The sequence below is a fragment of the Streptomyces sp. NPDC001858 genome (assembly GCF_053594615.1).
The window spans coordinates 174,944-200,181 of the sequence record NZ_JBSFEV010000001.1 but is presented as its reverse complement, the minus strand read 5'-3'; the positions used below and the strand labels follow the sequence as shown (position 1 = coordinate 200,181).

At 69.6% G+C, this 25,238-nt stretch carries 29 protein-coding genes, 1 tRNA gene and 1 pseudogene; 20 read left to right on the top strand and 11 right to left on the bottom strand.

The genetic code is table 11. The annotated features are described in order from the left end of the window. Positions 1 to 1,021: 1,021 nt before the first annotated feature. From ACWCPF_RS01000 to ACWCPF_RS00975, 6 genes and pseudogenes are all read left to right on the top strand, one after another. Positions 1,022 to 1,279 carry a DUF6284 family protein gene (locus ACWCPF_RS01000; protein WP_451042846.1) on the top strand — a complete coding sequence of 86 codons (258 nt, stop codon included), beginning with the start codon at positions 1,022 to 1,024 and terminating at the stop codon, positions 1,277 to 1,279. After that, on the top strand, positions 1,276 to 1,875 hold the full coding sequence (locus ACWCPF_RS00995) for a hypothetical protein (RefSeq protein WP_451042845.1): 600 nt from the start codon (positions 1,276 to 1,278) through the stop codon (positions 1,873 to 1,875). The genes ACWCPF_RS01000 and ACWCPF_RS00995 overlap by 4 nt, the downstream gene beginning before the upstream one ends. Next, entirely contained in the window at positions 1,872 to 2,183 is a 312-nt protein-coding gene (locus ACWCPF_RS00990; protein WP_451042844.1) for a hypothetical protein, read from the top strand. The genes ACWCPF_RS00995 and ACWCPF_RS00990 overlap by 4 nt, the downstream gene beginning before the upstream one ends. Beyond that, a complete protein-coding gene (locus ACWCPF_RS00985; RefSeq protein WP_451042843.1) occupies positions 2,180 to 3,211 on the top strand; it encodes a DUF2637 domain-containing protein in 1,032 nt (343 codons plus the stop codon). The genes ACWCPF_RS00990 and ACWCPF_RS00985 overlap by 4 nt, the downstream gene beginning before the upstream one ends. Next, entirely contained in the window at positions 3,208 to 3,858 is a 651-nt protein-coding gene (locus ACWCPF_RS00980) for a GGDEF domain-containing protein (protein ID WP_451042842.1), read from the top strand. Before ACWCPF_RS00985 ends, ACWCPF_RS00980 begins: the two co-directional genes overlap by 4 nt. Before the next feature lie 47 nt (positions 3,859 to 3,905). Then, a pseudogene (locus tag ACWCPF_RS00975) lies at positions 3,906 to 4,280 on the top strand (DNA cytosine methyltransferase); the annotation flags it as partial. On the opposite strand, the gene ACWCPF_RS00970 reads toward ACWCPF_RS00975, so the two are convergent. Further along, the gene (locus tag ACWCPF_RS00970; protein WP_451043125.1) at positions 4,164 to 4,439 is read right to left on the bottom strand and encodes a hypothetical protein; all 276 of its coding nucleotides are present in this window, start codon (positions 4,437 to 4,439) and stop codon (positions 4,164 to 4,166) included. The pseudogene ACWCPF_RS00975 and the gene ACWCPF_RS00970 overlap by 117 nt on opposite strands. A 28-nt stretch (positions 4,440 to 4,467) precedes the next feature. On the opposite strand from ACWCPF_RS00970, the gene ACWCPF_RS00965 reads away from it, so the two are divergent. From ACWCPF_RS00965 to ACWCPF_RS00915, 11 genes are all read left to right on the top strand, one after another. Further along, entirely contained in the window at positions 4,468 to 4,746 is a 279-nt protein-coding gene (locus ACWCPF_RS00965) for a hypothetical protein (RefSeq protein ID WP_451043124.1), read from the top strand. A 23-nt stretch (positions 4,747 to 4,769) separates the two neighbouring features. After that, positions 4,770 to 4,931: a hypothetical protein gene (locus ACWCPF_RS00960; protein ID WP_451043123.1), complete on the top strand. Its 162-nt coding sequence runs from the start codon at positions 4,770 to 4,772 to the stop codon at positions 4,929 to 4,931. After that, the gene (locus ACWCPF_RS00955; protein ID WP_451042841.1) at positions 4,928 to 5,263 is read left to right on the top strand and encodes a hypothetical protein; all 336 of its coding nucleotides are present in this window, start codon (positions 4,928 to 4,930) and stop codon (positions 5,261 to 5,263) included. The genes ACWCPF_RS00960 and ACWCPF_RS00955 overlap by 4 nt, the downstream gene beginning before the upstream one ends. 156 nt (positions 5,264 to 5,419) lie before the next feature. After that, on the top strand, positions 5,420 to 7,648 hold the full coding sequence (locus tag ACWCPF_RS00950) for a cell division protein FtsK (protein WP_451042840.1): 2,229 nt from the start codon (positions 5,420 to 5,422) through the stop codon (positions 7,646 to 7,648). A gap of 141 nt (positions 7,649 to 7,789) precedes the next feature. Next, positions 7,790 to 8,071: a hypothetical protein gene (locus tag ACWCPF_RS00945; RefSeq protein WP_451042839.1), complete on the top strand. Its 282-nt coding sequence runs from the start codon at positions 7,790 to 7,792 to the stop codon at positions 8,069 to 8,071. Beyond that, positions 8,068 to 8,262 carry a hypothetical protein gene (locus tag ACWCPF_RS00940; RefSeq protein ID WP_361704448.1) on the top strand — a complete coding sequence of 65 codons (195 nt, stop codon included), beginning with the start codon at positions 8,068 to 8,070 and terminating at the stop codon, positions 8,260 to 8,262. Before ACWCPF_RS00945 ends, ACWCPF_RS00940 begins: the two co-directional genes overlap by 4 nt. A 15-nt stretch (positions 8,263 to 8,277) precedes the next feature. After that, complete coding sequence (locus ACWCPF_RS00935; RefSeq protein WP_451042838.1) at positions 8,278 to 8,745, top strand: hypothetical protein; 468 nt, start codon at positions 8,278 to 8,280, stop codon at positions 8,743 to 8,745. An 18-nt stretch (positions 8,746 to 8,763) separates the two neighbouring features. Beyond that, a complete protein-coding gene (locus ACWCPF_RS00930) occupies positions 8,764 to 9,057 on the top strand; it encodes a hypothetical protein (RefSeq protein WP_451042837.1) in 294 nt (97 codons plus the stop codon). 87 nt (positions 9,058 to 9,144) lie between these two features. Further along, positions 9,145 to 10,050, top strand: coding sequence for a bifunctional DNA primase/polymerase (locus ACWCPF_RS00925; RefSeq protein ID WP_451042836.1), 906 nt, complete (start codon positions 9,145 to 9,147; stop codon positions 10,048 to 10,050). Continuing rightward, the gene (locus ACWCPF_RS00920; RefSeq protein WP_451042835.1) at positions 10,047 to 11,558 is read left to right on the top strand and encodes a DNA primase family protein; all 1,512 of its coding nucleotides are present in this window, start codon (positions 10,047 to 10,049) and stop codon (positions 11,556 to 11,558) included. Before ACWCPF_RS00925 ends, ACWCPF_RS00920 begins: the two co-directional genes overlap by 4 nt. A 451-nt stretch (positions 11,559 to 12,009) precedes the next feature. After that, a complete protein-coding gene (locus ACWCPF_RS00915) occupies positions 12,010 to 13,374 on the top strand; it encodes a tyrosine-type recombinase/integrase (RefSeq protein WP_451042834.1) in 1,365 nt (454 codons plus the stop codon). Between the two features lie 154 nt (positions 13,375 to 13,528). Here the strand turns inward: ACWCPF_RS00915 and ACWCPF_RS00910 are convergent. Then, a tRNA-Tyr gene (locus ACWCPF_RS00910) sits at positions 13,529 to 13,610 on the bottom strand. A 225-nt stretch (positions 13,611 to 13,835) separates the two neighbouring features. Here ACWCPF_RS00910 and ACWCPF_RS00905 point away from each other — a divergent pair. Further along, the gene (locus ACWCPF_RS00905) at positions 13,836 to 14,324 is read left to right on the top strand and encodes a YajQ family cyclic di-GMP-binding protein (protein ID WP_451042833.1); all 489 of its coding nucleotides are present in this window, start codon (positions 13,836 to 13,838) and stop codon (positions 14,322 to 14,324) included. A gap of 46 nt (positions 14,325 to 14,370) precedes the next feature. Here the strand turns inward: ACWCPF_RS00905 and ACWCPF_RS00900 are convergent, their stop codons facing one another. Both ACWCPF_RS00900 and ACWCPF_RS00895 read right to left on the bottom strand, forming a co-directional pair. Then, a complete protein-coding gene (locus ACWCPF_RS00900; RefSeq protein WP_363168845.1) occupies positions 14,371 to 14,637 on the bottom strand; it encodes a GlsB/YeaQ/YmgE family stress response membrane protein in 267 nt (88 codons plus the stop codon). 130 nt (positions 14,638 to 14,767) lie between these two features. Beyond that, on the bottom strand, positions 14,768 to 15,340 hold the full coding sequence (locus tag ACWCPF_RS00895) for an SMI1/KNR4 family protein (protein ID WP_451042832.1): 573 nt from the start codon (positions 15,338 to 15,340) through the stop codon (positions 14,768 to 14,770). 283 nt (positions 15,341 to 15,623) lie between these two features. On the opposite strand from ACWCPF_RS00895, the gene ACWCPF_RS00890 reads away from it, so the two are divergent. Further along, positions 15,624 to 16,025 (top strand): YccF domain-containing protein, encoded by a 402-nt coding sequence (locus ACWCPF_RS00890; RefSeq protein WP_451042831.1) that lies wholly within the window; start codon positions 15,624 to 15,626, stop codon positions 16,023 to 16,025. A 128-nt stretch (positions 16,026 to 16,153) separates the two neighbouring features. Here ACWCPF_RS00890 and ACWCPF_RS00885 read toward each other — a convergent pair whose 3' ends face one another. From ACWCPF_RS00885 to ACWCPF_RS00870, 4 genes are all read right to left on the bottom strand, one after another. After that, positions 16,154 to 17,290 (bottom strand): transglycosylase family protein, encoded by a 1,137-nt coding sequence (locus ACWCPF_RS00885; RefSeq protein WP_451042830.1) that lies wholly within the window; start codon positions 17,288 to 17,290, stop codon positions 16,154 to 16,156. 106 nt (positions 17,291 to 17,396) lie between these two features. Further along, positions 17,397 to 18,806, bottom strand: a complete 1,410-nt coding sequence (locus tag ACWCPF_RS00880) for an FG-GAP repeat domain-containing protein (protein ID WP_451042829.1) — start codon at positions 18,804 to 18,806, stop codon at positions 17,397 to 17,399. Between the two features lie 217 nt (positions 18,807 to 19,023). Beyond that, positions 19,024 to 19,221: a hypothetical protein gene (locus tag ACWCPF_RS00875; RefSeq protein ID WP_451042828.1), complete on the bottom strand. Its 198-nt coding sequence runs from the start codon at positions 19,219 to 19,221 to the stop codon at positions 19,024 to 19,026. Between the two features lie 111 nt (positions 19,222 to 19,332). Continuing rightward, on the bottom strand, positions 19,333 to 19,680 hold the full coding sequence (locus tag ACWCPF_RS00870; protein ID WP_451042827.1) for a hypothetical protein: 348 nt from the start codon (positions 19,678 to 19,680) through the stop codon (positions 19,333 to 19,335). 155 nt (positions 19,681 to 19,835) lie between these two features. Here ACWCPF_RS00870 and ACWCPF_RS00865 point away from each other — a divergent pair, with 155 nt between their 5' ends. Then, a complete protein-coding gene (locus ACWCPF_RS00865) occupies positions 19,836 to 20,822 on the top strand; it encodes a helix-turn-helix domain-containing protein (protein ID WP_451042826.1) in 987 nt (328 codons plus the stop codon). Positions 20,823 to 21,053: 231 nt separating this feature from the next. Here the strand turns inward: ACWCPF_RS00865 and htpX are convergent, their stop codons facing one another. The 3 genes from htpX to ACWCPF_RS00850 all read right to left on the bottom strand — a co-directional run bounded on the left by htpX (position 21,054) and on the right by ACWCPF_RS00850 (position 25,238). Next, on the bottom strand, positions 21,054 to 21,917 hold the full coding sequence (gene htpX / locus ACWCPF_RS00860) for a zinc metalloprotease HtpX (protein WP_451042825.1): 864 nt from the start codon (positions 21,915 to 21,917) through the stop codon (positions 21,054 to 21,056). Between the two features lie 202 nt (positions 21,918 to 22,119). Further along, the gene (locus tag ACWCPF_RS00855) at positions 22,120 to 23,667 is read right to left on the bottom strand and encodes an NADH-quinone oxidoreductase subunit N (protein ID WP_451042824.1); all 1,548 of its coding nucleotides are present in this window, start codon (positions 23,665 to 23,667) and stop codon (positions 22,120 to 22,122) included. Then, a complete protein-coding gene (locus tag ACWCPF_RS00850) occupies positions 23,664 to 25,238 on the bottom strand; it encodes an NADH-quinone oxidoreductase subunit M (RefSeq protein WP_451042823.1) in 1,575 nt (524 codons plus the stop codon). Before ACWCPF_RS00850 ends, ACWCPF_RS00855 begins: the two co-directional genes overlap by 4 nt.

The following is a 25,238-nucleotide window of genomic DNA, read 5'->3' as shown; positions in this document are numbered from 1 at the left end:
CTCCATCCATGGTGCCTCACATCGTCGCAGGTCAACAGGGGTTAACAGGCCGGAAGTTAAGCCCTATTGGCTACCGGCAACCCCCACTTGAAGGGTCTTCTGGAGATGCACCGCGACAAGGGATCGCCAACCAGATTGGCGAACCACCTTGACTCTGGTGCGCACCAGATGCCAACCTTCTGGTGCGCACCAGATGACGGGGATCGCATCCCATTCGCGGTGCGTAAGACCCCGCCGGACCTGCTTTCACGCGGTTCGAGCGGCAGGGGAGACGTAAAAGTCCGTCGTCTTCACGGAGTGATCGGTGTCATCGGCTAAGCCGTTGGTCTGACCCTCGGGCGTGGACCCAGGGACCGGATCGCGGGGACCCCGGTGGTTGGGCTGCACCCGGTCCATGACACCCGCAAGGGATGGGCGATCCACTCAGCGAGTGACGACTGAGGGACCGCGGTGACCGCGCGCCGACCAAGCGAAGGAGCGTAAGGCGCGTACGGAACCGCGGACGACAGTGACGGGCTTCCCCGTCACTCGTCATGCGGGCAGGACATCGGCCGTCGTGTCGGTGCCCTGCCCGTTTGATGAGGAATCAGAACGGTCCCCCGGGTTGCCCCCCGAGGGACCGCGTACAGGCACCTGAGGTGGAGGCACCTGTGGTCACCAGTCTGACAGACGCGGAACGGGCCGAACTGGCCCGGAAAGCCGCTGAAGCGAACAAGCGCAGCCAGGACAACGCCCGTGGCCGGGGCGGCCGTTGATGGCCGGCTCCGAGCACGAGAAGACGAAGGAACCCCTTCCGCAGCGTCCTCGCGGCCCGCACCCGTACCTGTGGTGACCGGCCGCTGATCGATCCGCCCCGATGGTCGTAACGCCGGGTTCGACTCCCGGCGGGGGCGCTCCGGCCGCTGATCTGCGGTCGCGCCGCGTGTCGTACGCGGCTTCACCTGCAACGGCGAGCGGTCCCCGGGGTGCCACCCGGGGACCGCGTTCGGGCCGTTCCCCCTGCATAGGAGAACCACGACCCATGAAGCACATCGGTGCTGATCAGGCGGATGTTACCGCCGACGGCGACGACCGCGAGCCGACGGCCGCGGAACTGGACGCGATCCAGAACGAGTGGCCCGCCATCGAGGCGGACGTCAAGCGGATCGACGCGCTGATCAAGACCCTGAACAACCACCCCGACGAACTGAGCGTGCGGCGGGTGCGCCGTGCGCAGCGCCGGGTGCTGGCCGTCCGGCGGGCGCTGGTCAACGGCGAGTTGAGCGGCGATGCCGCGTGACGGCCGCGTCTCTCGCCCCGCACGTGCTGAACGACCACAGCGGACGGCCCCGGCCGTTCGTCGACATCGCGCTGTCCTACGAACAGGCCCGTCTCGGCATCGCCTTCCATGAGGCGGGGCACGCGGTGTTGTCCATGGCCTACGGCATGCGGGTGATCTCGTCTGAGGTGATCGTATGGCAGTGGGAGCCGGGCCGGATGCGGCTGACGGGCAACACGGCCTGGCAAGCGCAGGGCACCTCTCCCTGGCACTTCGCCGCTCAGGCAGCTGCCGGGGAGATCGCCCACGTCACCTATCTGATGGTGGCCGGGCTGTGGACGCCGGCGCGTGCTGCGGCGTGTGCCTCCGACCACGACCGTGACCACGCCGTCGACGTCCTCGCCCAGTTCGGCTACCGGCTCGGGGCCGACCACGCCCCGGAGGGCGGGAAGTCGTGGGGAATGGTGCGGGGCATCGCCCGCCGCAAGGTCGCCCATCTGTGGCGCGAGATCCGCACCGTCGCCCACGCCATGAACGAGCACACCGTGCTCAGCGGTGACGACATCGCCGCCCTGACCGGTCTGGTCAACCCTGCGACGGCCGGGGGTGCGGCATGACCGGCACCGCCCGTTGCCCGGCCGCTCACCCCGACGACCCCACGCCGTGCGTCGGTCCGGCCGTCGTGACCGTGCTGGACCCCTACAACGCCGGGGCGGACGGCTGCGAGCACCACTGGGCCCGGCTGCTGGCGTCGTTGGAGCGCGGCAGGGTCTACGCCCTGCCCGACGCGCCGGCGGGCGCCGCCATCCGTGTGTTCAAGGCCGCGGACGGCATCCCGCCGTTCGCCTGGTACGAGGGTGCCCCGCGCACCCGGCCGAACCAGCGCAGCCGTGCCGAGAACCGCCGCCTGGGGGTGACGGAATGACCAGCGCCGAAACGACACAGACCGATGTGCGTCCGGCGGTGCCACCACTGACCCGCCCGGAAATGGGGCTCGCCGGTACCGGCGCCCTCGCCGCTGCCGGGGTCGGCGCGCTCGGTCTGATCTCCTCCTTCGACGCCGTGTCGGCAGCTGCCGCGCGGTGGGGGTTCAGCTCCCCGTGGATGCTGCCGGTCGGGATCGACACCGCCATTCCGGTGTTCACCGTGGCCAACCTGCTGTTGATCCGGATGGACATGGCGTTGGCGTGGGTGCGGTTCGTGCCCTGGATACTCACGCTGGTCACCTGCGGGCTGAACGTGGCTGCGGGTCACGGGCTGTGGGCGAAGGTGGCGCACGGCACGATGCCGCTGCTGTGGGTGGTGTTTTCCGAGATCGGCGCACACGTCTACGCCGTCCGCATCGGCGCCGCAACCGGCCGCAGGATGGAGAAGATCAGGTTCTCCCGCTGGCTGCTCGCCCCGCTGTCCACCTTCACCCTCTGGCGCCGGATGACGCTGTGGGAGGTCACGTCCTACAGTCTGGCGCTCGGCTGCGAGCGGGACCGGCTGTTGGCCCGTGCGGACCTGCACGAGCGCTACGGCTGGCGCTGGCGGTGGAAGACACCACGGCGCGAGCGGGTGATGCTGCGGATGGGCGAACTCACCCCCGCCGCCGACTCCACCCCGGTCGCCCCCACCCCGCAGCCGGAACCGGAGCCGATGGAGCCCAAGAGCGAGGCTCCCAAGCCGCCGCGAACGCGGACCGCCAAGCCCCGGAACAAGGGCAAGACCGCTTCCGCGCAGCGCACGCCTGCCGAGCTGCTCGCCGAAGCGCGCACGGTCACGGCCGACTGGCCCGACAGCCAGATCAACGGCGAGACGCTGCGCAAGGCGCTGCACTGCGGTTCCGTCCCGGCCCGGCAGGTGCGTGACGCCCTGCTCGCCGACCGGGAGCAGAACACCGCACCGCAATTCGTCGACTCCGGCGCCGTACCGGCCGGGGTCGGTGCTGCCGAGGGGGTGGCCGCGTGAACGCCCTGGTCACGATCCTGCTGTCCGTGCTGCCTCTGGCCGTCGGCTGGGCGGTACACGCCCGGTGGCTGTACGCCCGGCTGAACACCGCGCGGCGTGACCCGCTCACCGGGCTGGTCACCCGCGACGGCTTCACCCACCGCGCCACCGCGCTGTTGAAGGACCCGCGGGCGGTCGTCGTCCTCGCCGACGTCGACCGCTTCAAGCACATCAACGACGCCTACGGGCACGCGGCCGGGGACGCCCTGTTGAAGGCGACCGCCGAACGCCTCGCCCACTACACCGGCCCGTCCGGTGTGGCCGGCCGTCTCGGGGGTGACGAGTTCGCCGCCGTCCTGATCGACGACCACGACATGGCCGCGGGCGTGCTGCCGGTCCTGCACCACGTGCTCGCCCGCGCGGTCGACGGGCAGGACCCCGCCGTCCGCACCACCGTCTCGCTCGGATGGGTGCGCGCCGCGGACTTCCCCGGCGAGGACCTCTCCACCCTGCTGCGCCGGGCGGACGAAGCCATGTACGCGGCCAAACAGGCTCGCGCCGGATCCCGCCGGGCGGGTGTGGTCCGGCTGTTCGCCACGCTCGCCGGACGCCGCGCCGGACGCCCCGGTACCAACGCGGACGCGCCGGTCGTGGGGGTGGCTGCGTGAGCGGGCTGCGGATCGGGTCAGTGTGCACTGGCTACGGCGGCCTGGACATGGCCGTACAGCACGTGTTCGGCGGTGAGTTGGCGTGGGTGGCGGACAACGACCCCGGTGCCGCGCTCATCCTTGCCCACCACCACCCGACGGTGCCCAACCTCCAGGACATCACGGCTCTCGACTGGCACGGCGTCGCCCCGGTCGACATCCTCACCGGCGGCTACCCGTGCCAGCCGTTCAGCACGGCGGGCAAACGGAAGGGAACCAAGGATGCCCGGCACCTCTGGCCGCACATCGCCCGCGCCCTTGGCGCTCTACGACCCCGGCTCGCAGTCTTTGAGAACGTCGCAGGTCACGTTTCCCTCGGATTCGACACCGTCCTCGGTGACCTTGCCGCCCTCGGGTTCGATGCGGAGTGGTGTTGTGTACGCGCGTCGGACATCGGCGCCGCTCACCAGCGCAACCGGCTCTTCATCCTCGCGTGGCCTGCCGACTCCGGCGGCGAGGGACTGGCGCGGCGGTGGGCAGCGCGGACAGCTGCCCACCGCGGTCACGTCGCTGCTGCCGACTCCTTCGACGTCGGAGAGCACGGGAGCGGGGCACGCGGCGCAGGGCGGGATGAACCTGCGTCACGTCGTCTCGCTGCTGCCCACGCCCCGCGCGTCGGCGAACGAGAACCGGCAGACCAAGCGCAGTCCCTCACAGGAAGCGGGCAGGCACGGCAAGAGCCTGGCCGCCGAAGTGGGCGAGCTGCTGCCGACCGCGACCCCGGCGGCGGCCGACGGCGAGCGGAACAGCCCGACGTCGCGTGGGGCCCTTACGAGCAGGCCATCCGCAGGTGGGAAACGGTCATCGGCCGCCCCGCCCCCGGACCAACTGACGCTCTGGGACGCCTGAACCCGCCCTTCGTGGAATGGCTCATGGCTCTTCCCGCCGGGCACGTCACGGCCGTACCCGGGCTGTCGCGCACCGCACAGCTCAAAGCGCTCGGCAACGGCGTCGTCTGGCCACAGGCCGCCGCCGCCCTGCGCATCCTGCTGCACCGGGCCGAACCCGACATCTGGGGGAGGGCAGCGGCATGAGGTCACAGCCGATCGTCGGAGCGGCCGTCTTCAACACTGTGATGGAGGCGGCCGGCCACCGCTGCCAGTGCGGCGGCGAGTGCGGCAACCCCCACAACCGGGACGCCGGACGCTGCCCGCGCGAGCACGACCACTACACCAGCAAGCACGGCCGACTCGTCAGGCTCATGGCCGCGCCGGCCGACCCGCTCGCCACCGACGTTGCCGCGGCCGCACTCCCCTCGGGCGAACTGCGCGCATGGTGCCCCGACTGCCACACCGCCGCCGCCCGACTCGCCCGCAAGCAACAGGCTGCGACGCTCGCCGAACAGGGCGGACTGTTCGACCTGTAGCGCCCGTGCCGTGGGGCGAACCACGCCCGCAAAAGTGCCACAGGCTGTAGTACTTACCGCCCGGTAGGGCGCTCATCATCACAAACAGGCCCGGCCGCCCACCTCCTACAGCGACGGCCGGGCCCTTCCCTCCCACACCTTCCGGAAGGAAGTTCAGTGAAGCACCCCGACGACGACAACGAACTCTTCACCCGACTCGAAGCCGAGATGACCGCCGACTCGCACGGCGAGGTGGTCGACCTGGACAAGGCCCGGTCCGCCCGCACCGAGTCGGCCGACCCGACTGCCCGACCGTCCGCCGACCGGTCGCCCGACTCCCACCCGAGTGAGTCGGGGGCGGAGTCGGCCGACCCGAGCACGGCCGTGCTGGTCGACTCGCCGTCGCTGAAGGCGGCCGGTCCGGGCTACCTCGGTCGGCTCGCCGCCGCCCGGCTCCGTCCGGTCATCCCCGTGTGGCTGCGCTCCCTGGCAGAACTCAAGACGGCATCGGCATGGGTGGCCCGGCACTACGCCCACGCGACCGGCTACCACGCGCTTCGCGCCCCGGTCTACGCCGCCCGGCTCACCCTGCAAGCCCCGGCCGGCGCCGCCCGGTTCGTCGGGGGCACGATGCGGTGGGCGGCCGACCGCGAGGGCGAACCCGTCCGCCTGGCCGCCGTCCGCCGGGAGGACGCAGCCGAGTACCTCAAGCTGTCGCGGCAGCGCGACGGCCGCGTCCGGCTGCGCACGCTGGTCACGGTGCTGGGCATGTTCACCGGACTGGCCACGGCGCTGGCCCTGTACGTGCTCGCCCCGGCGTGGCTTCAGGCCGTGTCGGTGACCGCGCTCGTGATGGCGCTCGGGGTCGTGGGCCGCAAGGCGGACGCGCCGGTCGTCCACCGCGCGGTGGAACTGCCCAAGGCGACGAAGCTGACGAGTGACATCGTGCTGCGCGCCCTGGGCTCGCTCGGCATTCCCGCGATCAACCAGGCGCAGGCCAAGGGGCGCAACGGGTTCGAGTTCACCGCCCCGATCACCCGCGACGGGCCCGGCTGGCGAGCGGAGGGCAACCTCCCCTTCGGCGTGACCGTCACGGACGTGATCGAGCGCCGTGAGCGGCTCGCGTCCGGACTGCGCCGCCCCCTCGGGTGCGTGTGGCCGGAGGCGGTCACGCACGAGCACACCGGGCGCCTCGTGCTGTGGGTCGGCGACCAGGATCTCGCGCAGTCGAAGAAGCCTCAGTGGCCGCTGGCCAAGGCCGGGGCGGTGGACCTGTTCAAGCCCGTCGCCTACGGCACCGACCAGCGCGGACGCTGGGTCGACGTCACCCTGATGTACATCGCCGGCGTGATCGGCGCCATCCCGCGGATGGGCAAGACGTTCCTGCTCAGGCTGCTTCTGCTGATCGCGGCGCTGGATCCGCGGGCGGAGCTGCACACCTTCGACATGAAGGGCACCGGCGACCTGGACCCGGTCGGCGACGCCGTATCCCACCGGCACGCCGCCGGCGACGATGACGAATCCATCGGGTACGTGCTCGCCGACTGGCGGGCGCTGCGCGAGGAACTGCGCCGCCGCACCAAGGTGATCCGCTCCCTGCCCCGCGACATCTGCCCCGAGTCGAAGGTGACCAGCGCTCTCGCCGACAAGCGGTCGTTGGGCCTGCATCCGATCGTGGTCGGGGTGGACGAGTGCCAGGTGCTGTTCGAGCACCCCGAGCACGGCAAGGAGTTCGAGGAGATCGCCACCGACCTGGTCAAGCGCGGCCCCGCGACCGGCATCGTGATGCTGCTCGCCACGCAGCGCCCCGACGCGAAGTCGCTGCCCACCGGGATCAGCGCGAACGCCGGCGCCCGCTTCTGCCTGAAGGTCATGGGACAGACCGAGAACGACATGGTGCTCGGCACGTCCGCCTACAAGCGCGGCGTACGCGCCACCATGTTCGCCTGGGGTGACAAGGGCATCCACTACTTCGTGGGCGAAGGATCGGACGCCCGGATCGTCTACGGCACCTTCGTGGACGCCCCCGGCGCCGCCGCCATCGCCGCCCGCGCCCGCCGGGCACGCGAGACCGCCGGACTCCTCACCGGCCACGCCCTCGGGGAGACGCCGGAGACGGTGACCGGGCCGTCCTACGACCTGCTCGCCGACATCCTCGCCGTCACCCCCGCCGCACAGGCCAAGGAATGGTCCGAAACGGTCGTGGCCCGGCTCGCCGAACTGCGCCCCGACGTCTACGGCGGCTGGGACCCCGAGGGTCTCGCCGCCGCGCTCAAGCCGCACGGCATCGCCACCATCCAGGTCGGCCGCCGGGTGGACGGCAAGGTCGTCAACCGCCGCGGCATCGACCGCTCCCACATCACCACCGCGATTGCGGAGCGTGACGGAAAGCGGGACGCGGGCTGAGGCTCCGGGGCCGCTAACGATAGCGGCACACCCCGCTAACGTTAGCGGCCCCGCTAGCACCCCAAACCTGCGTTGATCAGGCCGCTAGCGGATAGCGGCCCACCTGCGGAAACCCCCGAAACTCCGCCCGGAGGGCATCTCATGACCCCCATCCTCCTCGCTATCGCCTGCCCACTCATCATCACTCTCGGTTACGGCGGGCTGTGTGCGGCCTCGCCGTTCGGCGACTGCCGCAAGTGCCGCGGCATGGGCCACACCCTCAAGACCGACCGCAAAGGACGGCTCAAGCGCGGCAAGGACTGCCGCCGCTGCAAGGCCACCGGCAAACGCATACGCGCCGGCCGCTGGCTCTACAACCGCTGGGCCCGCGTCTACCGCGCCGGCACCGACACCCCCCGCCCGGAAGGCATCCGAACCCGATGATCCTCAACATCTCCGCCGTGCTGCTCTTCGGCGCCGCATCCGCCTTCGCCGTCAAGACCAAGTCCGCCGGAGGCGGCGCCGCCCTCGTCCTGTTCATGTTCGGGTTCTTCGCCGCCGGGACCGGCGCGTACGAGCCCATCCACAACCTCGTGCAGGCGTCCGCCGACGCCCTCGCCGCACTCGGCAACTGAGAAGGGGCCACGACCGTGAACGAGCCCACCCGCTACGGGACGTCGGCCGAACCGACGGCCTTGGAAATCCACCACCCCACCCCGCTCACGCCCATGCCCGCGCACACGGTGCAGCTCGCGCCCGTGCAGCCCGGCGGCATCCCGGCCGTGGCGAGCGTCGTCCTCCCGGACGGCCGTGTCGTCACCGGCTACGCCGTCCACCCCGCACAGCCCGAACCGCTCGCCCACAAGCCGGCCGTCTCCCGCGCGGCGGTGAACGTCGCCCTCGGGGGCGTCGGGTTCCTCGCCCTGTGCGGCGGACTGTTCCTGCTGACCGCGTTCATCACCGCCCTCACCGCGCTGGTCACCCAGCTGGTCATCCTCGCCGCCGTCGCCTTCGGCGGATGGATCGCCGTGCAGGTGTTCAGCGCGAGCGGCCACAAGGGCGGCACCACGGTCAACATCCGCAAGGCCGTCATCAAGCGCAACAAGTTCTACGGCTGACAAGGGAGACCAACACCCGTGATCCGCTTCCGCATTCAGGTCGCCGACTGGCCACGCCGCGCGCTGGTCCTGACCGACACCCCCCAACCCCACTGCCCCGACTGCCAGGGCGAGGGTTGGATCCCCTACCACTACGGCGACGAACACGGCGAGTACGCCGACACCGGATGGGACCCCTGCGACTGCTGGGACGACACCCGCCGCTTCACCTTGCTGCCCCTCCCGCACCTTCTCCGTCGGCTGCGCCGCCACACCTACGACGGCCGCGACCCGTGGGGCCCGGGCGGCTACAGCGACGAACCCCCGTTCTAGCTGCGCCAAGGGCGGCCCCCGTCTCGGCAAAAGTCCGGGGCCGCCCTTGTCCCCCAGCACCCTGCAACAGGACTGGAGACCCCCAGCATGACCCAACCCACCCCCCTTCGGCGAGCCCGAACCGCCGCGCCCGAAGCCCTGCGCATCGCGCTGGCACTCGCCGCGCACGGCGTACCGGCGTTCCCCCTGCGGGCGGGAAAGCGGCCGTTCGGCAACTGCCCCGACTGCAAGAACAGCGCATGCGGCGACCGGCCCCACATGAAGAACACGGGCCCCTGCCAGTGCCCCGCGCCGTGCCACGGATGGGCCGCCGCCACCACAGACCCCCACGTCCTCACCTCCCCCGCGTGGGCTCCCGCCTGGCACCGGGCGCACGGCGTCGGCTACCACCCCGGCGGCGCCGACGTGACCGTCGTCGACCTGGACAACCCCGCCGCCATCGCTTGGGCCCGCGCGCAGCTGCCCGCCACCCGCACCGTGCCGACCACCCGCGGCGAACACTGGATCTACCGCGGCGTAATGCGCTCAGCCAACGCCGTCCGGCCCGGCGTCGACATCAAGTCGCACATGCAGTACGCCCGCTGGCTCGGCACCGGCACCGGCCGCACGCTCGAACTCCCGTCGGCCGTGCGCGCCCTGACTGTGAAGGAAGACACCACCCCCGCCCGCGCGAAGGTGGTGTCTTCCCACCCGCGCGCCCCCTGGGACCGCAGCACGGCCACCGGATGCCGCCACAACGAACGCTTCGTCCGCACCGGCCTGGAACGCGGTCTGACCCTCGTACGAGCCCGCGCCGAATCCGGCGCCGGATCACAGGCGTTCGGCGCCGCTCGGTTCCTCGCCGTACAGCACACCGCCTGCCCCGGACCCTGCGGACTCGCGGCGCTCGCCGAAGAGATCGTGGCCGCCGCCGTCGCCGTGGGCGTCCCGAAGGCGTACGCCCGCCGCGCAGTCGCCAACGGCCTCAACACCGGCCAGGGAGCCACCGCATGACGCAAAGGCCCCACACCCCCGCAGACGGCCCGCAGGACGCCGAACAGCCCGCACCGGGCACGGCCGCAGGCGAGCCCGCAGGCGCCGCCCGCAAGGGCGTCCCCTCTGCCCTTCGCCCTGAGCCGCGCGCGGAAGAGCTGCCCTCTCCGTCCCACCCGATGGCCGTCGCCCGCCGACTGCTGCCGGACTGGCAGACCGAGGACGGACAGCTCATCTACCGGCGCTGGCGCGCATCGTGGATGCGGTGGACCGGTACCTGTTGGCGCGAGATCGACGAAGCCCAGATCCGCAAAGCCATGTACGAGCGGCTTGAGCACGTCGTCTACCAGGTCCCCGGCAAGGACGGCGAGACCGAGGAACGCGACTGGGCACCGACAAAACCGAAAATCAGCAACCTGCTCGACGCGTTGGGCGCCGTCACACTGCTGCCGACCGACACCGACGCCCCGACATGGCTCGACAGCGACGGCGAGCAGGACAGCAGCCCGATCGTGGCATGTCAGAACGGGCTGCTCAGAATCCGTGACCGGGCCCTGCTGCCGCACACCCCCGGGTTCTTCAACTTCGTCTCCGTCCCGTTCGCCTACGACCCGACCGCCACGGCACCGGCGTGGGAACACTTCCTGTCCCAGCTCTGGCCCGACGACCCCGACGCCATCCACGCCATACAGGAGTGGTTCGGCTACGTCCTGTCCGGCCGCACCGACCAACAGAAGATCCTGCTCATGGTCGGCCCGACGCGTTCCGGCAAAGGCACCATCGCCCGCGTCCTCAAAGCCCTGGTCGGCAAGGAGAACCTTGCCGGGCCCACCCTGGCCGGACTCGGCACGAACTTCGGACTGTCCACCCTGCTCGGCAAGCCCCTCGCGGTCATCTCCGACGCCCGCCTGTCCGGCAACGACAACAGCCAGGTGGTTGAGCGGCTGCTGACGATCTCCGGTGAGGACACGATCGACGTCGACCGCAAGCACCGCGAGCACTGGACCGGAAAACTCCCCACCCGGCTCGTGATCCTGTCCAACGAGCTGCCGCACTTCGGCGACGCATCCGGCGTCATCGCCAACCGGTTCGTCCTGCTCACCATGCGCACGTCGTGGCTGGGCAAGGAAGACCACACCCTCACCGACCGGCTCACGGCAGAGATGCCCGGCATTCTCAACTGGGCATTGGAGGGACTCGCCCGCCTCCAGAGGACAGGGCGGATCACAGAACCCAAGTCCAGCCGTGAAGCGGTCACCACCATGCGCGACACCGCATCCCCCACCAGCGCGTTCGTCCGTGAGCGCTGCATCACCGGGCCGTCATGCGCCATTCCCGTGGACAACCTGTGGGCCGTCTGGCGCGAGTGGGCCGAAGACAACAACGTCCGCCCCGGAACGAAACAGATCTTCGGCCGCAACCTCCTCTCCGTCATCCCACAACTCACGCTCGCCCGCCCCCGCGACGGCGACACCCGCATCCGCACCTACGTCGGAATCACGCGGCGCCCCGCCCACGCACCCGAGTAGCCCTCCAACCACATTTCGCCGGGTCGCGGACCATCGCGGACCACCCTGCCTGACCTGCGCATTCACCAGCCATAGAAACGGGACCACCGCGGACCACGCCCGCACCGGCGGTCCGCGATGGTCCGCACACCGACCCCATCAAAACCGCAGGTCAACAGGGGTGGTCCGCGATGGTCCGCGACCCGCGACATTGTGACGCCAACCACGCCCCGCCCGTCCTCTCCCAACCACACGGAGATCCCGTCATGAGCACCCCGCCCCGTCGGCGCCGTGCGCCGAAGGACGAACTCTTGCCCCTGAGTGACGTCCTTGTGGAACTCGGCATAAGCCGTCCCACCTGGTACCGCTGGCGCGATCGTGGATACGGCCCGGAGGCACGTCGTACGCCATCCGGTCGCATCTGCGTGCGCCGAAGCGTCCTGGACTCCTTCAAAGACGAAATGGAAGCCGCTTGACCGAGTGGAGCTACACCGTCAAGATCTGGGCCATCCGGAAGCGTGACTATCGGAAGCCCTACCAACTTCGATGGAAGGTGGGCACCCGCCCGCATTCGGAGTCGTTCCTCACTCAGGGCCTGGCGGAAAGTCGCCGGGCCCAACTTATTACGGCGGCGCGCGGGGGTGAGCCATTCGACGTCGACAGCGGACTCCCGAAGTCCATGGTCGACAAGAAGCGGGACATCTCGTGGTACGAGCACGCCCGCACCTACATAGCGATGAAGTGGGACAACGCCCCCGGCAACACTCGGAGGACGTTGGCGGAGGCCATGGCCACCGTGACGCCCGCCTTCGTAAAGGACACCAAGGGGATGCCGGACGCGAAAACCGTCCGCCACGCGCTCTACAGCTGGGCCTTCAACAAAAACCGATGGGAGAAAGAGACACCCCCCGATGTTGCCAAGGTGCTGGACTGGTTCAAGCGGAAGTCGCTCCCCATGTCCGCGCTCTCCGATCGGCTCACGATGCGGGCGGCGCTTACCGCCCTATCCAAGAAGTTGGACGGCAAGACAGCCGCAGCGGGAACAATCAGTAGGAAGCGAGCGATTCTTTACAATTCACTTGAATTCGCGGTCGACGCTGAACTACTCAGTGACAATCCGTTGGACCGGATCAAGTGGAAAGCACCTGAGCAGGTCGTAGAGGAAGTGGATCCGGCGTGCGTGCCGAATCCCGCTCAAGCGGCAAAGCTCCTGGCGGCGGTGCGAGACCAGGGCAAGCGCGGCAGACGGCTCGCAGCATTCTTCGGCTGTATGTATTACGCGGCGGCACGACCGGCGGAAGTCATTGGGCTCCGCACTGGTGATTGCGACCTCCCGCGTCACGGTTGGGGCCTGCTCAGGCTTCACGAGACTCGCCCGCGATCCGGTACCGCCTGGACTGACAGCGGCGAAGCGCACGAGAAGAAGGGGCTCAAGCACCGACCGCGAAAGACGGTCCGACGAGTGCCGATTCCCCCGGAGCTGGTTGCCCTGCTGAGGTGGCACCTCACCGCATACGGCACCGCAACTGACGGCCGAGTCTTCCAATCGCTGCGCGGCGGGTTGGTCCAAGACACGGGGTACGGAGAAGCCTGGGCTGAGGCTCGCACGCGGGCCCTTACTCCGGCGGAGCACGGATCGGCGCTCGCCAAGCGGCCGTATGACCTTCGTCACGCGGCCGTGTCCACGTGGCTTAGCTCCGGCGTGGAACCTCAGCTCGTGGCGGAGCGCGCCGGCCACAGCGTGGCGGTGCTCTTCCGGGCGTACGCCAAGTTCCTGAAAGATGGGGACGACGCCGCAAACGCCAAGATTTCCGCCCGGTTGGGTCAGGGCGGGTGACGGGCCCGAAATCCCGTCCACGCCCCGTCCACGCGCTTCGAGACGGGGCGTTCGAACGCGAGACAGAGTGAGACAGTCGGCTGATTACCGGGGCGCATGACGAAGGGCCCGTGACCAGCTGTTGCAGCAGGTCACGGACCCTTCGTTCTCAGCGTGGCGGCGCCAGGATTCGAACCTGGGAAGGCTGAGCCGGCAGATTTACAGTCTGCTCCCTTTGGCCGCTCGGGCACACCGCCGGGGTCGCTGCCTGTTCGAACCGCTTTTCGGCGGTGTTCCCTGGCAACGACGTAAACGATACCCGATGCCCAGGGGTGCTTCGCCACCTGATTCCGCACCGCCCGGGGGGAGCGGGGTGGCTAGGCTTGTCCGGATGCGGCCCGGGATCACGCCGGGCTCGGCGGCCACGCCCACGTACGCCGAGACGCATCCGACACACCCCCCGATACAAGGAGCCACAGGACATGGCCGACTCCAGTTTCGACATCGTCTCGAAGGTCGAGCGGCAGGAGGTCGACAACGCCCTCAACCAGGCCGCCAAGGAGATCTCCCAGCGCTACGACTTCAAGGGCGTCGGCGCCTCCATTTCGTGGTCCGGTGACAAGATCCTGATGGAGGCGAACTCCGAGGACCGGGTGAACGCCGTCCTCGACGTCTTCCAGTCCAAGCTGATCAAGCGCGGGATCTCGCTGAAGGCGCTGGAGGCGGGCGAGCCCCAGCTCTCCGGCAAGGAGTACAAGCTCTTCGCGGAGATCAAGGAGGGCATCTCCCAGGACAACGCGAAGAAGGTCGCGAAGCTCATCCGCGACGAGGGCCCCAAGGGTGTGAAGGCCCAGGTGCAGGGCGAGGAACTGCGCGTCAGCTCCAAGAGCCGCGACGACCTCCAGGCCGTCATCACACTGCTCAAGGGCCAGGACTTCGACTTCGCCCTGCAGTTCGTGAACTACCGGTAGTCGGACGACGGTCGGCCGACTGACCAGTCGGCCGACCCGCCGGCGCTCAGTCGCGCGAGTTGCCGAACAGCAGGCGGTAGGCGATCAGGAGGACGAGCGATCCGCCGATCGCCGCGGCCCAGGTCGCGCCGTCGTAGAAGTCCTTGGTGACCGGGTGGTCGAGCCAGCGGGCCGATATCCAGCCGCCGATGAACGCGCCCGCGATGCCGATGAAGGTCGTGCCGATGAAGCCGCCCGGGTCACGACCCGGCAGCAGGACCTTGGCGATGACTCCGGCCAACAGCCCCAGGATGATCCAGCTGATGATGCTCATGCCGTGAACCTGCCCTTCCGTGCTGTGCCCGCACTGTCCGGGCAGTGTGATGTCCCTCGCAGGGTGATCAGCAGGGTGCGGCGCGGCGTGGCGGACGGTCGCGCGGTTGCGCCCCCCGATGGCCCTGGCCCTACTGCGTCGGCAGCCGATTCACCGCCGTGCGTATGCGGTACTCGGTCCAAGGGGTCAGTCTCAGGTCCTCGTCCATGACGTCGTACCAGCCCGTGCCGTCGAGCCAGGCGTGCAGCCAGTCCGCGAGGCTGGGGGCGTCCACGAACCAGGCTTGGTCGGGGTCGCCCGGGTTCGGCTCGAAGAGCAGGACCCTCGCCTGTGGAGAGTGGCAGTCCACGCACGCGTACATGGCACAGCCCCAGTGGGATATCGGCAGGACGCCGTCCGGCCAGGGCCAGTCGGGATCCTCGCGAACGCTCTCGCGGTTCACGAGGTACTGGGTCACGGCGGCGGGTTCGCCGGCCGGAGTGCTGTCGAACAGGGGCAGCAGTCCGTACTCCGGGCCGAATCCACCGTCCCCCACGCGCAGGTAGAGGTCGGCGAGCAGCCGGGGCAGGCGAAAACCGAGGGCGGTCTCGGCCCGGGCCAGGGTGTCCTCGTCCACGGGATCGGGGAGCGAAGGCCAGCCCCAGGGGCGGGTGGCCGCCGCCTTGACCGCCACCCTTGCCAGCAACTGCTCGTTCTCGGTCATGCGTTCATGATGGAGCCCGCCACTGACAATCGGGTCGGCCTGTGGACAACCTGCCCGTTGTGGAAACCGGTGACGATGTGCGCGATGGCCGGCCACCAGCGACCAGCCGCCTGCTGCCTGCCGCCCGCCGCCCGCCGCCCGCCGCCCGCCGGCGAGGACCGGCCCGAGTCTCCGCGGGTTCTCGATCACGCCACAAGGGCGCTGCGGTTCCGCCTGAACGCCTGACCGGCTGATACTGGTGGTAGCAGGCATGCCGATGGACCTACCTGGAGAGGTACCGACCATGAAGCTCTTCAACCTGCTGTTGAACATCATCTGGCTCGTCTTCTGCGGCATCTGGATGGCGATCGGCTACCTGATCGCGGCGCTGATCTGCTTCATCTTGATCATCACCATCCCCTTCGGCATCGCGTCGCTGCGCATCGCCGGCTTCGTCATCTGGCCGTTCGGCCGCACCACCGTGGATCGGCCGGGGGCTGGGGCAGGATCGTTCATCGGGAACGTGATCTGGGTGATCTTCGCCGGGTGGTGGCTGGCTCTGGCCCACCTGGTCACCAGCATCCCGCTGTTCCTGTCGATCATCGGGATCCCGTTCGGGTGGGCGAACCTGAAGCTGATCCCGATCTCTCTCATGCCGCTGGGCCGTGAGGTAGTGCCGACGGATCAGCAGTTCGGAGGGCGCTAGGAGTGTCGACCGACCGCTTACGGGGTTGTCGACGCTTCATCGAGGGCGGTTGTGCGCTGGTCGTGGACCGCGTGAGGTGAGGGGGCGGCCCCCTCACCTCCCCCTCACCTCACGCGAGACCGCTGGTCTCAGATCAGGTGCTTGAAGCCGCCCCAGCCGTGCCCGATCTCCACGCCGGAGTTGAGGCTGTTGCTCTTGCTCGTGTAAAGCAGCAGATCCCCGGTGCTGCCGCTGACGGCGACGACGTCCGCACGGCCGTCGCTGTTGATGTCCGTCAGCGTCAGCTTGCTCATCAGGTTGAAGCTGGTACCGATCTGGATGCCGCTGCCGACGCCCCCGCCCGAAGTACCCGGGTACAGCAGCAGAGCCCCCGAATCCTCCTGCGTGCCGATCAGGTCGGCGCGGTTGTCACCGTTGAAGTCACCCGCCGCCAGGTTCGTCATCTTCCCCCAGCCGGTGCCGATCTGCTTCGTGAAGGCGACCCCGCTGCCGGTGCCCGTGTACAAGTTCAGCGAAGCGTCCGACTTGTTCACCGCCACGATGTCGGCCTTGCCGTCACCCGTGAAATCACCGGCCGCCAACTGCTCCACACCCGTCCAGCCATGCCCGACCTCCGTCGTCGACCGGAACCCGCCGTCGCCGTTGCCGATGTACAGATACAAGTCACCGGACGTCTTGTTGGCAGCGACGAGATCGCCGTCACCGTCACCGTTGAAGTCGGCCGCGGCCACCTTGTCCATCGCCGCCCAACCACCGCCCACCTCACGGGTGAAGCCGACACCCGAGGAACCGTTGCCGGAATACAGCCGCAACGTCCCCAGCGAGTCCACACCCAACAGGTCGTCCTTCAAATCACCGGTGTAGTCGTGGTCGCGGTGCACCTCGACGGGCGGGTACGGGTCGGCGTGGTCGTTCGCCAGCCCGGCGATCGCGCCGCAGCGGGGCCAGGCGCCGGCGCCCTGGCCCGCCAGGATCTTTTCGGCTATGAGGATCTGTTGCTTCTTGGTCGCCAGATGGGCGTTGGAGGCGTAGTCGTGGCCACCGTATGCGGCCCATGTGCTCGCCGAGATCTGGAGGCCACCGTAATAGTCGTTGCCTGAGTTGATGGACCAGTTGCCGCTGCTCTCGCACTCGGCGACCTTCTCCCAGGTGGCCACGGAGGCGGCCGAGGCGGGCTGGGTCAGGAGCAGCGGGCAGGCGAGGCCGGCGGTGATCGCGGTGACGAGCGCGAGGCTGGAGCGGAGGGCGGTGGCGGGGCGCGGCATGACGGATTCCGTTTCGGGTGAGGAGGTGTCAGAGGGATCGGGGAGGGGCCCGCCCTCGGTGGGAACGGGCCCCTCATGGGTGCTCAGGAGTGGTGGGTCGGCGGTCTCAGATCAGGTGCTTGAAGCCGCCCCAGCCGTGCCCGATCTCGACGCCGGAGTTGAGGCTGTTGCTCTTGCTGGTGTAGAGGTACAGGTCCCCGGTGGTGCCGCTGACGGCGACGACGTCCGCGCGGCCGTCGCTGTTGATGTCCGTCAGCGTCAGCTTGCTCATCAGGTTGAAGCTGGTACCGATCTGGATCGCGCTCCCGACGCCCCCGCCCGAAGTACCCGGGTACAGCAGCAGAGCCCCCGAGTCCTCCTGCGTGCCGATCAGGTCGGCGCGGTTGTCACCGTTGAAGTCACCCGCCGCCAGGTTCGTCATCTTCCCCCAGCCGGTGCCGATCTGCTTCGTGAAGGCGACCCCGCTGCCGGTGCCCGTGTACAGGTTCAAGGAAGCGTCCGACTTGTTCACCGCCACGATGTCGGCCTTGCCGTCACCCGTGAAATCACCGGCCGCCAACTGCTCCACACCCGTCCAGCCATGCCCGACCTCGGTCGTCGACTCGAAGCCGCCGTCACCGTTGCCGATGTACAGATACAAGTCACCGGACGTCTTGTTGGCAGCGACGAGATCGCCGTCACCGTCACCGTTGAAGTCGGCCGCGGCCACCTTGTCCATCGCCGCCCAACCACCGCCCACCTCACGGGTGAAGCCGACGCCCGAAGTACCGTTGCCGGAATACAGCCGCAACGTCCCCAGCGAGTCCACACCCAACAGGTCGTCCTTCAAATCACCGGTGTAGTCGTGGTCGCGGGTGACGGGGACGTCGTCGACGATGTTGTTGTAGCGGTACGGCACGTAGGAGCCGGAGTTGCTGAAGTAGGCGTACGGGATGGTGCGGCGCAGGGTGTGCGGCGGAGTCTGCTCGATGCCGACGTACGAGGTCATCGATGAGTCGGTCCAGCGCTCGAAGAGGACGACGTGCGAGCCGTTCGTGGGGTTCGCGGTGTTGTGGAAGAGGAGCATGTCGCCCTTGCGCAGCTCACTCTTGGAGATCCGCGTGGCGTAGGTGTCGAGGTCGCCGGTCCAGGCGTTGGTCCCGAGGTTCCAGGCCATGGACACCATCCCGGAGCAGTCTGTGCGGTAGCCGTCGCGGTAGCCGTTCTGGTCGTACGGCACCTGCGCGTCGACCCAGGTCTTGGCGCGGGCGATGACCGCGCTCCGGGTGATCGGGGCGGCGGCCGCGGTGGCGGCCGGAGCCGAGAACTCGCTCCCGGCGGACGTGCTCTTCAGCGGACCGACCGGGCCCTGGGGGCGCTGGACGTCCTCGGTGGCCGTGCTGCTTTCGGAGACGGGGCTGCTCGGCGCAGCCGTCGCTGCGGGGGTGATGGTGAGGGTGCTCAGGACGGTCGCGGAGGCGAGGACGACCGTGAGGACGGCGGTGCGCGACGTACGTGACGTTCGTGACGTGGACATGACGCGTAGCTCCTTGTGGCGGTGCGGTCGGAGACGACGGCCGCCGGGGCGTAGGCCCGCCGTGCGGCGTCGGGAGGTACGGGTGACGTACGGGTGACGTACGGGTGACGTACGGGTGACGTACGGGGTGACGTACGGGTGAACTCGTGCGCTTGGAAGAGAGGTTGACGGCGCGCCCGAGGAGGAGGTGCAGCCCTGGGTGGGGCGAGCGGTCCGGCTACTGCCAGCCGAAGTCGTCGACGACTGCTCCCGGCCCGCCGAGGTTGCCGGGCAGGGCGGCACCGGCGACGCTCCGCACCCCGGCGTCCCGGGCGCCGATGCCCACGTCTCCCGCGGTCACCCCGAACCCGAGGAGGAGGAAGCCGGCGGCGAGGACGGTGACCGCGGTGGCCTGGGCGATACCGGTGGCGTGCATGGTGGTTGACCCTTCGGCAGAGGACTTTGTCGGACCGTTCCGGTCGCACGTCCCGCGGTGACGTGGTGTCGGTTTCCCGTGTCCGCCGGTCGGGGTCCCGTCCGGCAAGAACTACTTTCGTCGCAGGTCGGAGGGGTTGGAAGGGCTTTCAGCTGGCCCCAATGGTCCATGTCCCAATGTGGCCAGCAGGGGCGCCTCCGCCCGGCGGAGGCCCCAACCGGCCAGCCCCGCGTGGGAATCCAGCAGCCGACGGCACAGCGCCGCCGCCAGCGACTCGGCCTCGACGAGGGACTCCGCCCGCAGGAAGACCCCGAGGACCGGGACGGGCAGGGCGTACGGGTGCGCGGTGACGTGTTCCACCCGTTCACCAGGACGTGCGAGACCGAGGGCACACCGGGCCGCGTCGGCCGGCAGGGCGCTGCCGGGCGGAGCCGAGAGGTGAGCGTGAATCAGGTACATACCTACGAAGTGTGAGACCGGGACGACCGACGAACAGGCCCGATGAGTGGCCCCTTGAGGCTCTGGACGGAACAGGCCATCCCGCCCCCCGGCACTCCGCACGTCCCCATCTACGTGCGAATATCGGTATGAAGATCACTTCATAGGGGGCGCACATGTTGACCCTGTTGGGACTGGACAGACACACAGAAGCCGTCTACCGCACGATGCTGGCACATCCGGACGACGGCGTGACAGAACTCTGCCTCCGGCTGGGGATGTCTGAGGAGGAGGTCCGCGCCGGCCTCGACGGCCTGAGTGAACTGGCCCTGGTGCGGCCCTCGTACGACGAGCCGGGCCGGCTCCATGCGGTCAGCCCCGACATCGGCATGGAGATCCTGCTCACCCGCCAACAGGCCGAACTCACCGCGCATCAGAACCGGATCGAGGCTTCCCGGGCGGCCGCGGCGCAGCTCATCTCCGAGTACGCGGGCCTGCGGCCCACGACCACCGAGCCCGGAGTGGAGCACCTGGTCGGCCTGGACCGCATCCGGGAACGACTGAAGCTGCTCCACCGGGAGGTGCGGGAGGAGGTCATGATCTTCGCCCCGGACGGGGAGCAGACGGCGGAGAACCTGGAAGCGTCCAAGCCGCTGGACGAGTCACTGCTGGGCAGGGGCATCCGGATGCGCACCATCTACCTCGACAGCGTGCGCAACAGCCCGCACACCGTGGCCTACGCGCAATGGCTGAGCGGCCTGGGCCGACAGGCCCGGACCGCACCCACCCTGCCCATCCGCCTGATCATCATGGACCGCAGCACCGCCGTGATCCCGGTCAACAGCGACGACACCGCCGCCGGAGCGGTGGTGCTCACCGGGCAGGGCACGCTGACCGCCCTGTGCGCGCTCTTCGATTCGACCTGGGAGACGGCGAAACCGCTCGAGGAGAGCACCCGGCGGGACGAGAACGGACTGACGGACACCGAGGCGGCGGCCCTGAAACTGCTGGCCGACGGCTTCACCGACGAGGCCATCGCCAAACGGCTCGGAGTGTCCCACCGGACGGCCCGCCGGGTGGCGACCGGCCTGATGGACCGCCTTGGAGCGCGCAGCCGCTTCGAGGCGGGCGTCCGCGCCGTGCACCAGGGCTGGCTGCGCTGAACACCGGAGGGGACCGGCCGGCCGCGGTTGGTCCCCTCCGGCCGGGGCCGGGGCCGGGGCCGGGGCCGGGGCCGGGGCCGGGGCCGGTCCGCTCCGGCCGCGCCTGGTCGCCTCCGGCCGCCAAGAGCTGAGGCCCCGCGACCGTTGGACCGTCCGGGCCGTCCGAGCCGTCCCCCGTGCCCTTCTTCGCGAACAGGGCTTACACGCGGCGGTCCTTGCCGGGACATGTCTTCACTGGTGTCGACCTGCCATTTTCTCGAGCCGGGCGATGCGCTCCGCCATCGGCGGATGTGTCGAGAACATCTTGGAGAGCCCCTGGCCCGGGCGGAAGGGGTTGGCGATCATCATGTGGCTCGCGGTCTCGATGCGGGGCTCCGGAGGCAGTGGGAGCTGCTTGGTGCCTGTCTCGAGCTTGCGCAGGGCGCTCGCGAGGGCCAGTGGGTCGCCGGTGAGCTGCGCGCCGGAGGCGTCGGCCTGGTACTCCCGGGAGCGGCTGATGGCGAGTTGGATGAGGCCGGCGGCCAGCGGTCCCAGGATCATGATCAGGAGCATGCCGAGGATGCCGGGGCCGTCATCGTCGTCGGAGCGGCCGATCGGGATCAGCCAGGCGAAGTTGACCAGGAACATGATCACGGAGGCCAGTGCGCCGGCGACCGAGGAGATGAGGATGTCGCGGTTGTAGACGTGGCTGAGCTCGTGGCCGATGACTCCGCGCAGTTCGCGCTCGTCGAGCAGGCGCAGGATGCCGTCCGTGCAGCACACGGCGGCGTTGCGCGGGTTGCGGCCGGTCGCGAAGGCGTTGGGCGCCTCGGTCGGGGAGATGTACAGGCGGGGCATGGGCTGGCGGGCCTGGGTGGAGAGCTCGCGGACCATCCGGTACAGGGCGGGGGCTTCGAACTCGCTCACCGGGCGGGCGCGCATCGCGCGTAGCGCGAGCTTGTCGCTGTTCCAGTACGCGTACGCGTTGGTGCCGAGTGCGATCAGGACCGCGACGACGAGCCCCATGCGGCCGAAGAAGCTGCCGATGACGATGATGAGTGCCGACAGTCCTCCGAGGAGTACTGCGGTCCTGAGCCCGTTGTGCCGGCGGTGCACGGTACGCCCTCCAAGTCGTGCAGCAGGGGAACCCTTTGCTTGCGGATCTTGCTGTTCTCCGGTGGCACTGGTGTCGTGGTGTCTCTCCAGTGCACCTTCCCGTACTGGTCAACGCCAGGCGGGAGGCACTAGTTCCCTTGTGCCTTCGGGCAGGCGTGTGGGCCGTCCGGGTGAGGACGGAGGTGTACGCGCGCGTGAAGGCTCAGAAGAGGCCGGTGTCGGCGAAGCGCAGGACCAGCTGGGGTGCTCCGGACAGGACGATGCCGAGGGCCGCGGTGAGGGTGATCGCGGCCGTCAGGGGGGCGGGGACGCGGTGTTTCTCCGTCCGGCCCTCAGGAGCGCGGAAGAGCAGTGCCGTCCACTGGAGGTAGTAGTACAGGGCGATGACGACGTTGACGGCCATGACGACCGCGAGCCAGCCGAGGCCCGCGTCGACGGCCGCCGAGAAGACGGTGACCTTCGCGAAGAGGCCGATGATGCCCGGCGGCAGTCCGGCGAGGCAGAGCAGGAAGAAGGCCAGGACGAGGGCCGACAGGGGGTTTCTGGCGTACAGGCCTCGGTAGTCCGCGATCCGGTTCGTCGTGCTGGTACGGCCCACGAGGGCGGCCACCGCGAAGGCGCCGAGGTTCACGGCGGCGTACATGAGGGCGTACGCGACGGTGGAGCCGATGGCGTGGTCGGCGTCGTCGGAGTACGCGGCGGCGGCGATCGGTACGAGGAGGTAGCCGGCCTGGCCCACGGAGGACCAGGCGAGGAGCCGTACGGCGCTGTACGCGCGTGTGGCCTGTTGGCGCAGGGCTCCGACGTTGCCGACGGTCATGGTGAGGGCGGCCAGCGCGGCCAGGGCCGGGCCCCAGACGTCGGCGTACGAGGGGAAGCCGATGACGGTGACGAGGATGAGGCCGGAGAAGCCGACCGCCTTGCCGACGACCGACAGGTAGGCCGCGATGGGCAGGGGCGCGCCGACGTAGGTGTCGGGGACCCAGAAGTGGAAGGGGACGGCGGCCGTCTTGAAGGCGAAGCCGATGAGGGTGAGGACCACGCCGGTCTGGGCGAGGGTGTGCAGTTGGCCGTCGACGTCCTGGATGCGGTCGGCTACCTGGGTGAGGTAGAGCGTGCCGGTCGTCGCGTACACGAAGCTGATGCCCAGGAGGCTGACGGTGGTCGCGGTGACCGACGACAGGAAGAACTTCAGGGCCGCCTCGGAGGACCTGCGGTCGCCGTGCCGGATTCCGACGAGGGCGAAGGCGGGCAGGGAGGCGACCTCCAGGGCGACGACGAGGGTGGCGAGGTCGCGGGAGGCGGGCAGCAGTGCGGCGCCCGCGGCGGAGGACAGCAGCAGGAACCAGAACTCCCCTTCGGGGAGTCTCCCGCGCGCGTCCTTCAGCGCGGTGACCGACAGCAGGGCTGCCAGCAGGGCTCCGCCGAGCACCAGGAACTGGATGACGAGGGTGAAGCGGTCGGCCGTGTAGCTGCACACGCGTGTGTCGCCGGTCAGGCAGAAGGTGGAGCGGTCGCCGTCCAGGAGGGGCAGCAGGAGAGCGGTGGAGGCCGCGAGGCCCGCGACCGAGAGCCAGCCGAGGAGCGGTTTGCGGGCGTCGGCGACGAAGAGGTCGGCGACGAGCACGACGAGGGCGACGACCGCAGCGAGGGTGGGCGGTGCGATCGCCAGCCAGTCGACGGACTGGATGACCGACTCGGCGACGGGTTGAGCCAGGGGCTCGGCCAGGGGCGGGGCCAGGGCGCTCATCGGGTGCCTCCTGCGAGGAGCTGCTGCACGGCCGGGTCGGTCAGGCCGAGGAGGGCCTTCGGCCACAGGCCCGCGACGACGGTGAGGGCGACGAGCGGGGTCCAGGCCGCGAACTCGTAGGTCTGCACGTCGGCGAGGTGCGGGGCGTCCTGTGGGACGGCGCCCATGCAGACTCGGCGGACCACGACGAGCAGGTACGCGGCCGTCAGCAGGGTGCCGAACGCGGCGATCGCCGTGAAGGTGAGGAAGGCGGGGCGGCTGAGGTCGTCGGCGGGGTCGAAAGCTCCGAACAGGGCCAGCATCTCGCCCCAGAACCCGGCGAGGCCCGGCAGGCCGAGCGAGGCGACGGCGGCGAAGGCGAGGAGGCCGCCGAGGCGGGGTGTCCTGCCGTACAGGGCGGCGCCGGTCTGCTCGGCGAGGGTGTCCAGGTCGGTCGTGCCGGTTCGGTCCTTCAGGGCTCCGACCAGGAAGAAGAGCAGGCCGGTGATGAGGCCGTGGGCGATGTTGGCGAACAGCGCGCCGTTCACGCCGGTCGGGGTCATGGTCGCGATGCCGAGGAGGACGAAGCCCATGTGACCGACGGAGGAGTAGGCGATCAGCCGCTTGAGGTCGCCCTTCGCGCCCTGTTTGGCGAGTGCCAGGCAGGCCAGGGATCCGTAGATGATCCCGACGACGGCGAAGGCGCCGAGGTAGGGCGCGAAGACCCGGAAGCCGTCGGGCGCGACCGGCAGCAGAATCCGGACGAACCCGTACGTGCCCATCTTCAGCAGTACGCCGGCCAGCAGGACCGAGCCGACGGTCGGGGCGGCGGTGTGGGCGTCGGGCAGCCAGCTGTGCAGGGGCCACATCGGGGTCTTGACCGCGAGCCCGAGCCCGATCGCCAGAACGGCGATGACCTGCACGGATGTGGTCAGCGACCGGCCGTTGTCAGTGGCGAGTGCCACCATGTCAAAGGTGCCCGCCTTGATTCCGATCAGGAGCAGGCCGAGCAGCATGACCACGGATCCGAGGAGCGTGAAGAGGATGAACTTCCAGGCCGCCTGGGTCCGGCCCGCTCCGCCCCAGCGGGCGATGAGGAAGTACATCGGGATGAGGACCATCTCGAAGGCGAGGAAGAACAGCAGCAGGTCGAGGACGGCGAAGGACGCGAGAGTGCCGGACTCGAGGACGAGCACGAGCGCCACGAATGCCTTCGGGGACGGGCCCGCCGGCATCTTGAAGTAGGAGTAGAGCGCGCAGAGGAAGGTCAGCAGCGCGGTCAGGAGCAACAGGGGGAGGGAGATGCCGTCGATGCCGAGGTGGATGCGCACGTCGAGTGCGGGGATCCAGCTGATGTCCGTGCTGGCCTGCATCTTCGACGGATGGTCGTGGTCGAAGCCGAGCGCGAGGGCGATCGCGGCGATGAGGATCACGCCGGTCACGGTCACGCCGTGCCGCAGCACGGCCTGCTCGGGTGACTTCCCCTTCAGTCCGGGCGGGGCGGGCAGGAGAGCGGCGACGGCCCCGAGGAGCGGGCCGACCACGATGAACGCCAGAAGGAACTGCATCACGGACTCGTTGATATCGATCAC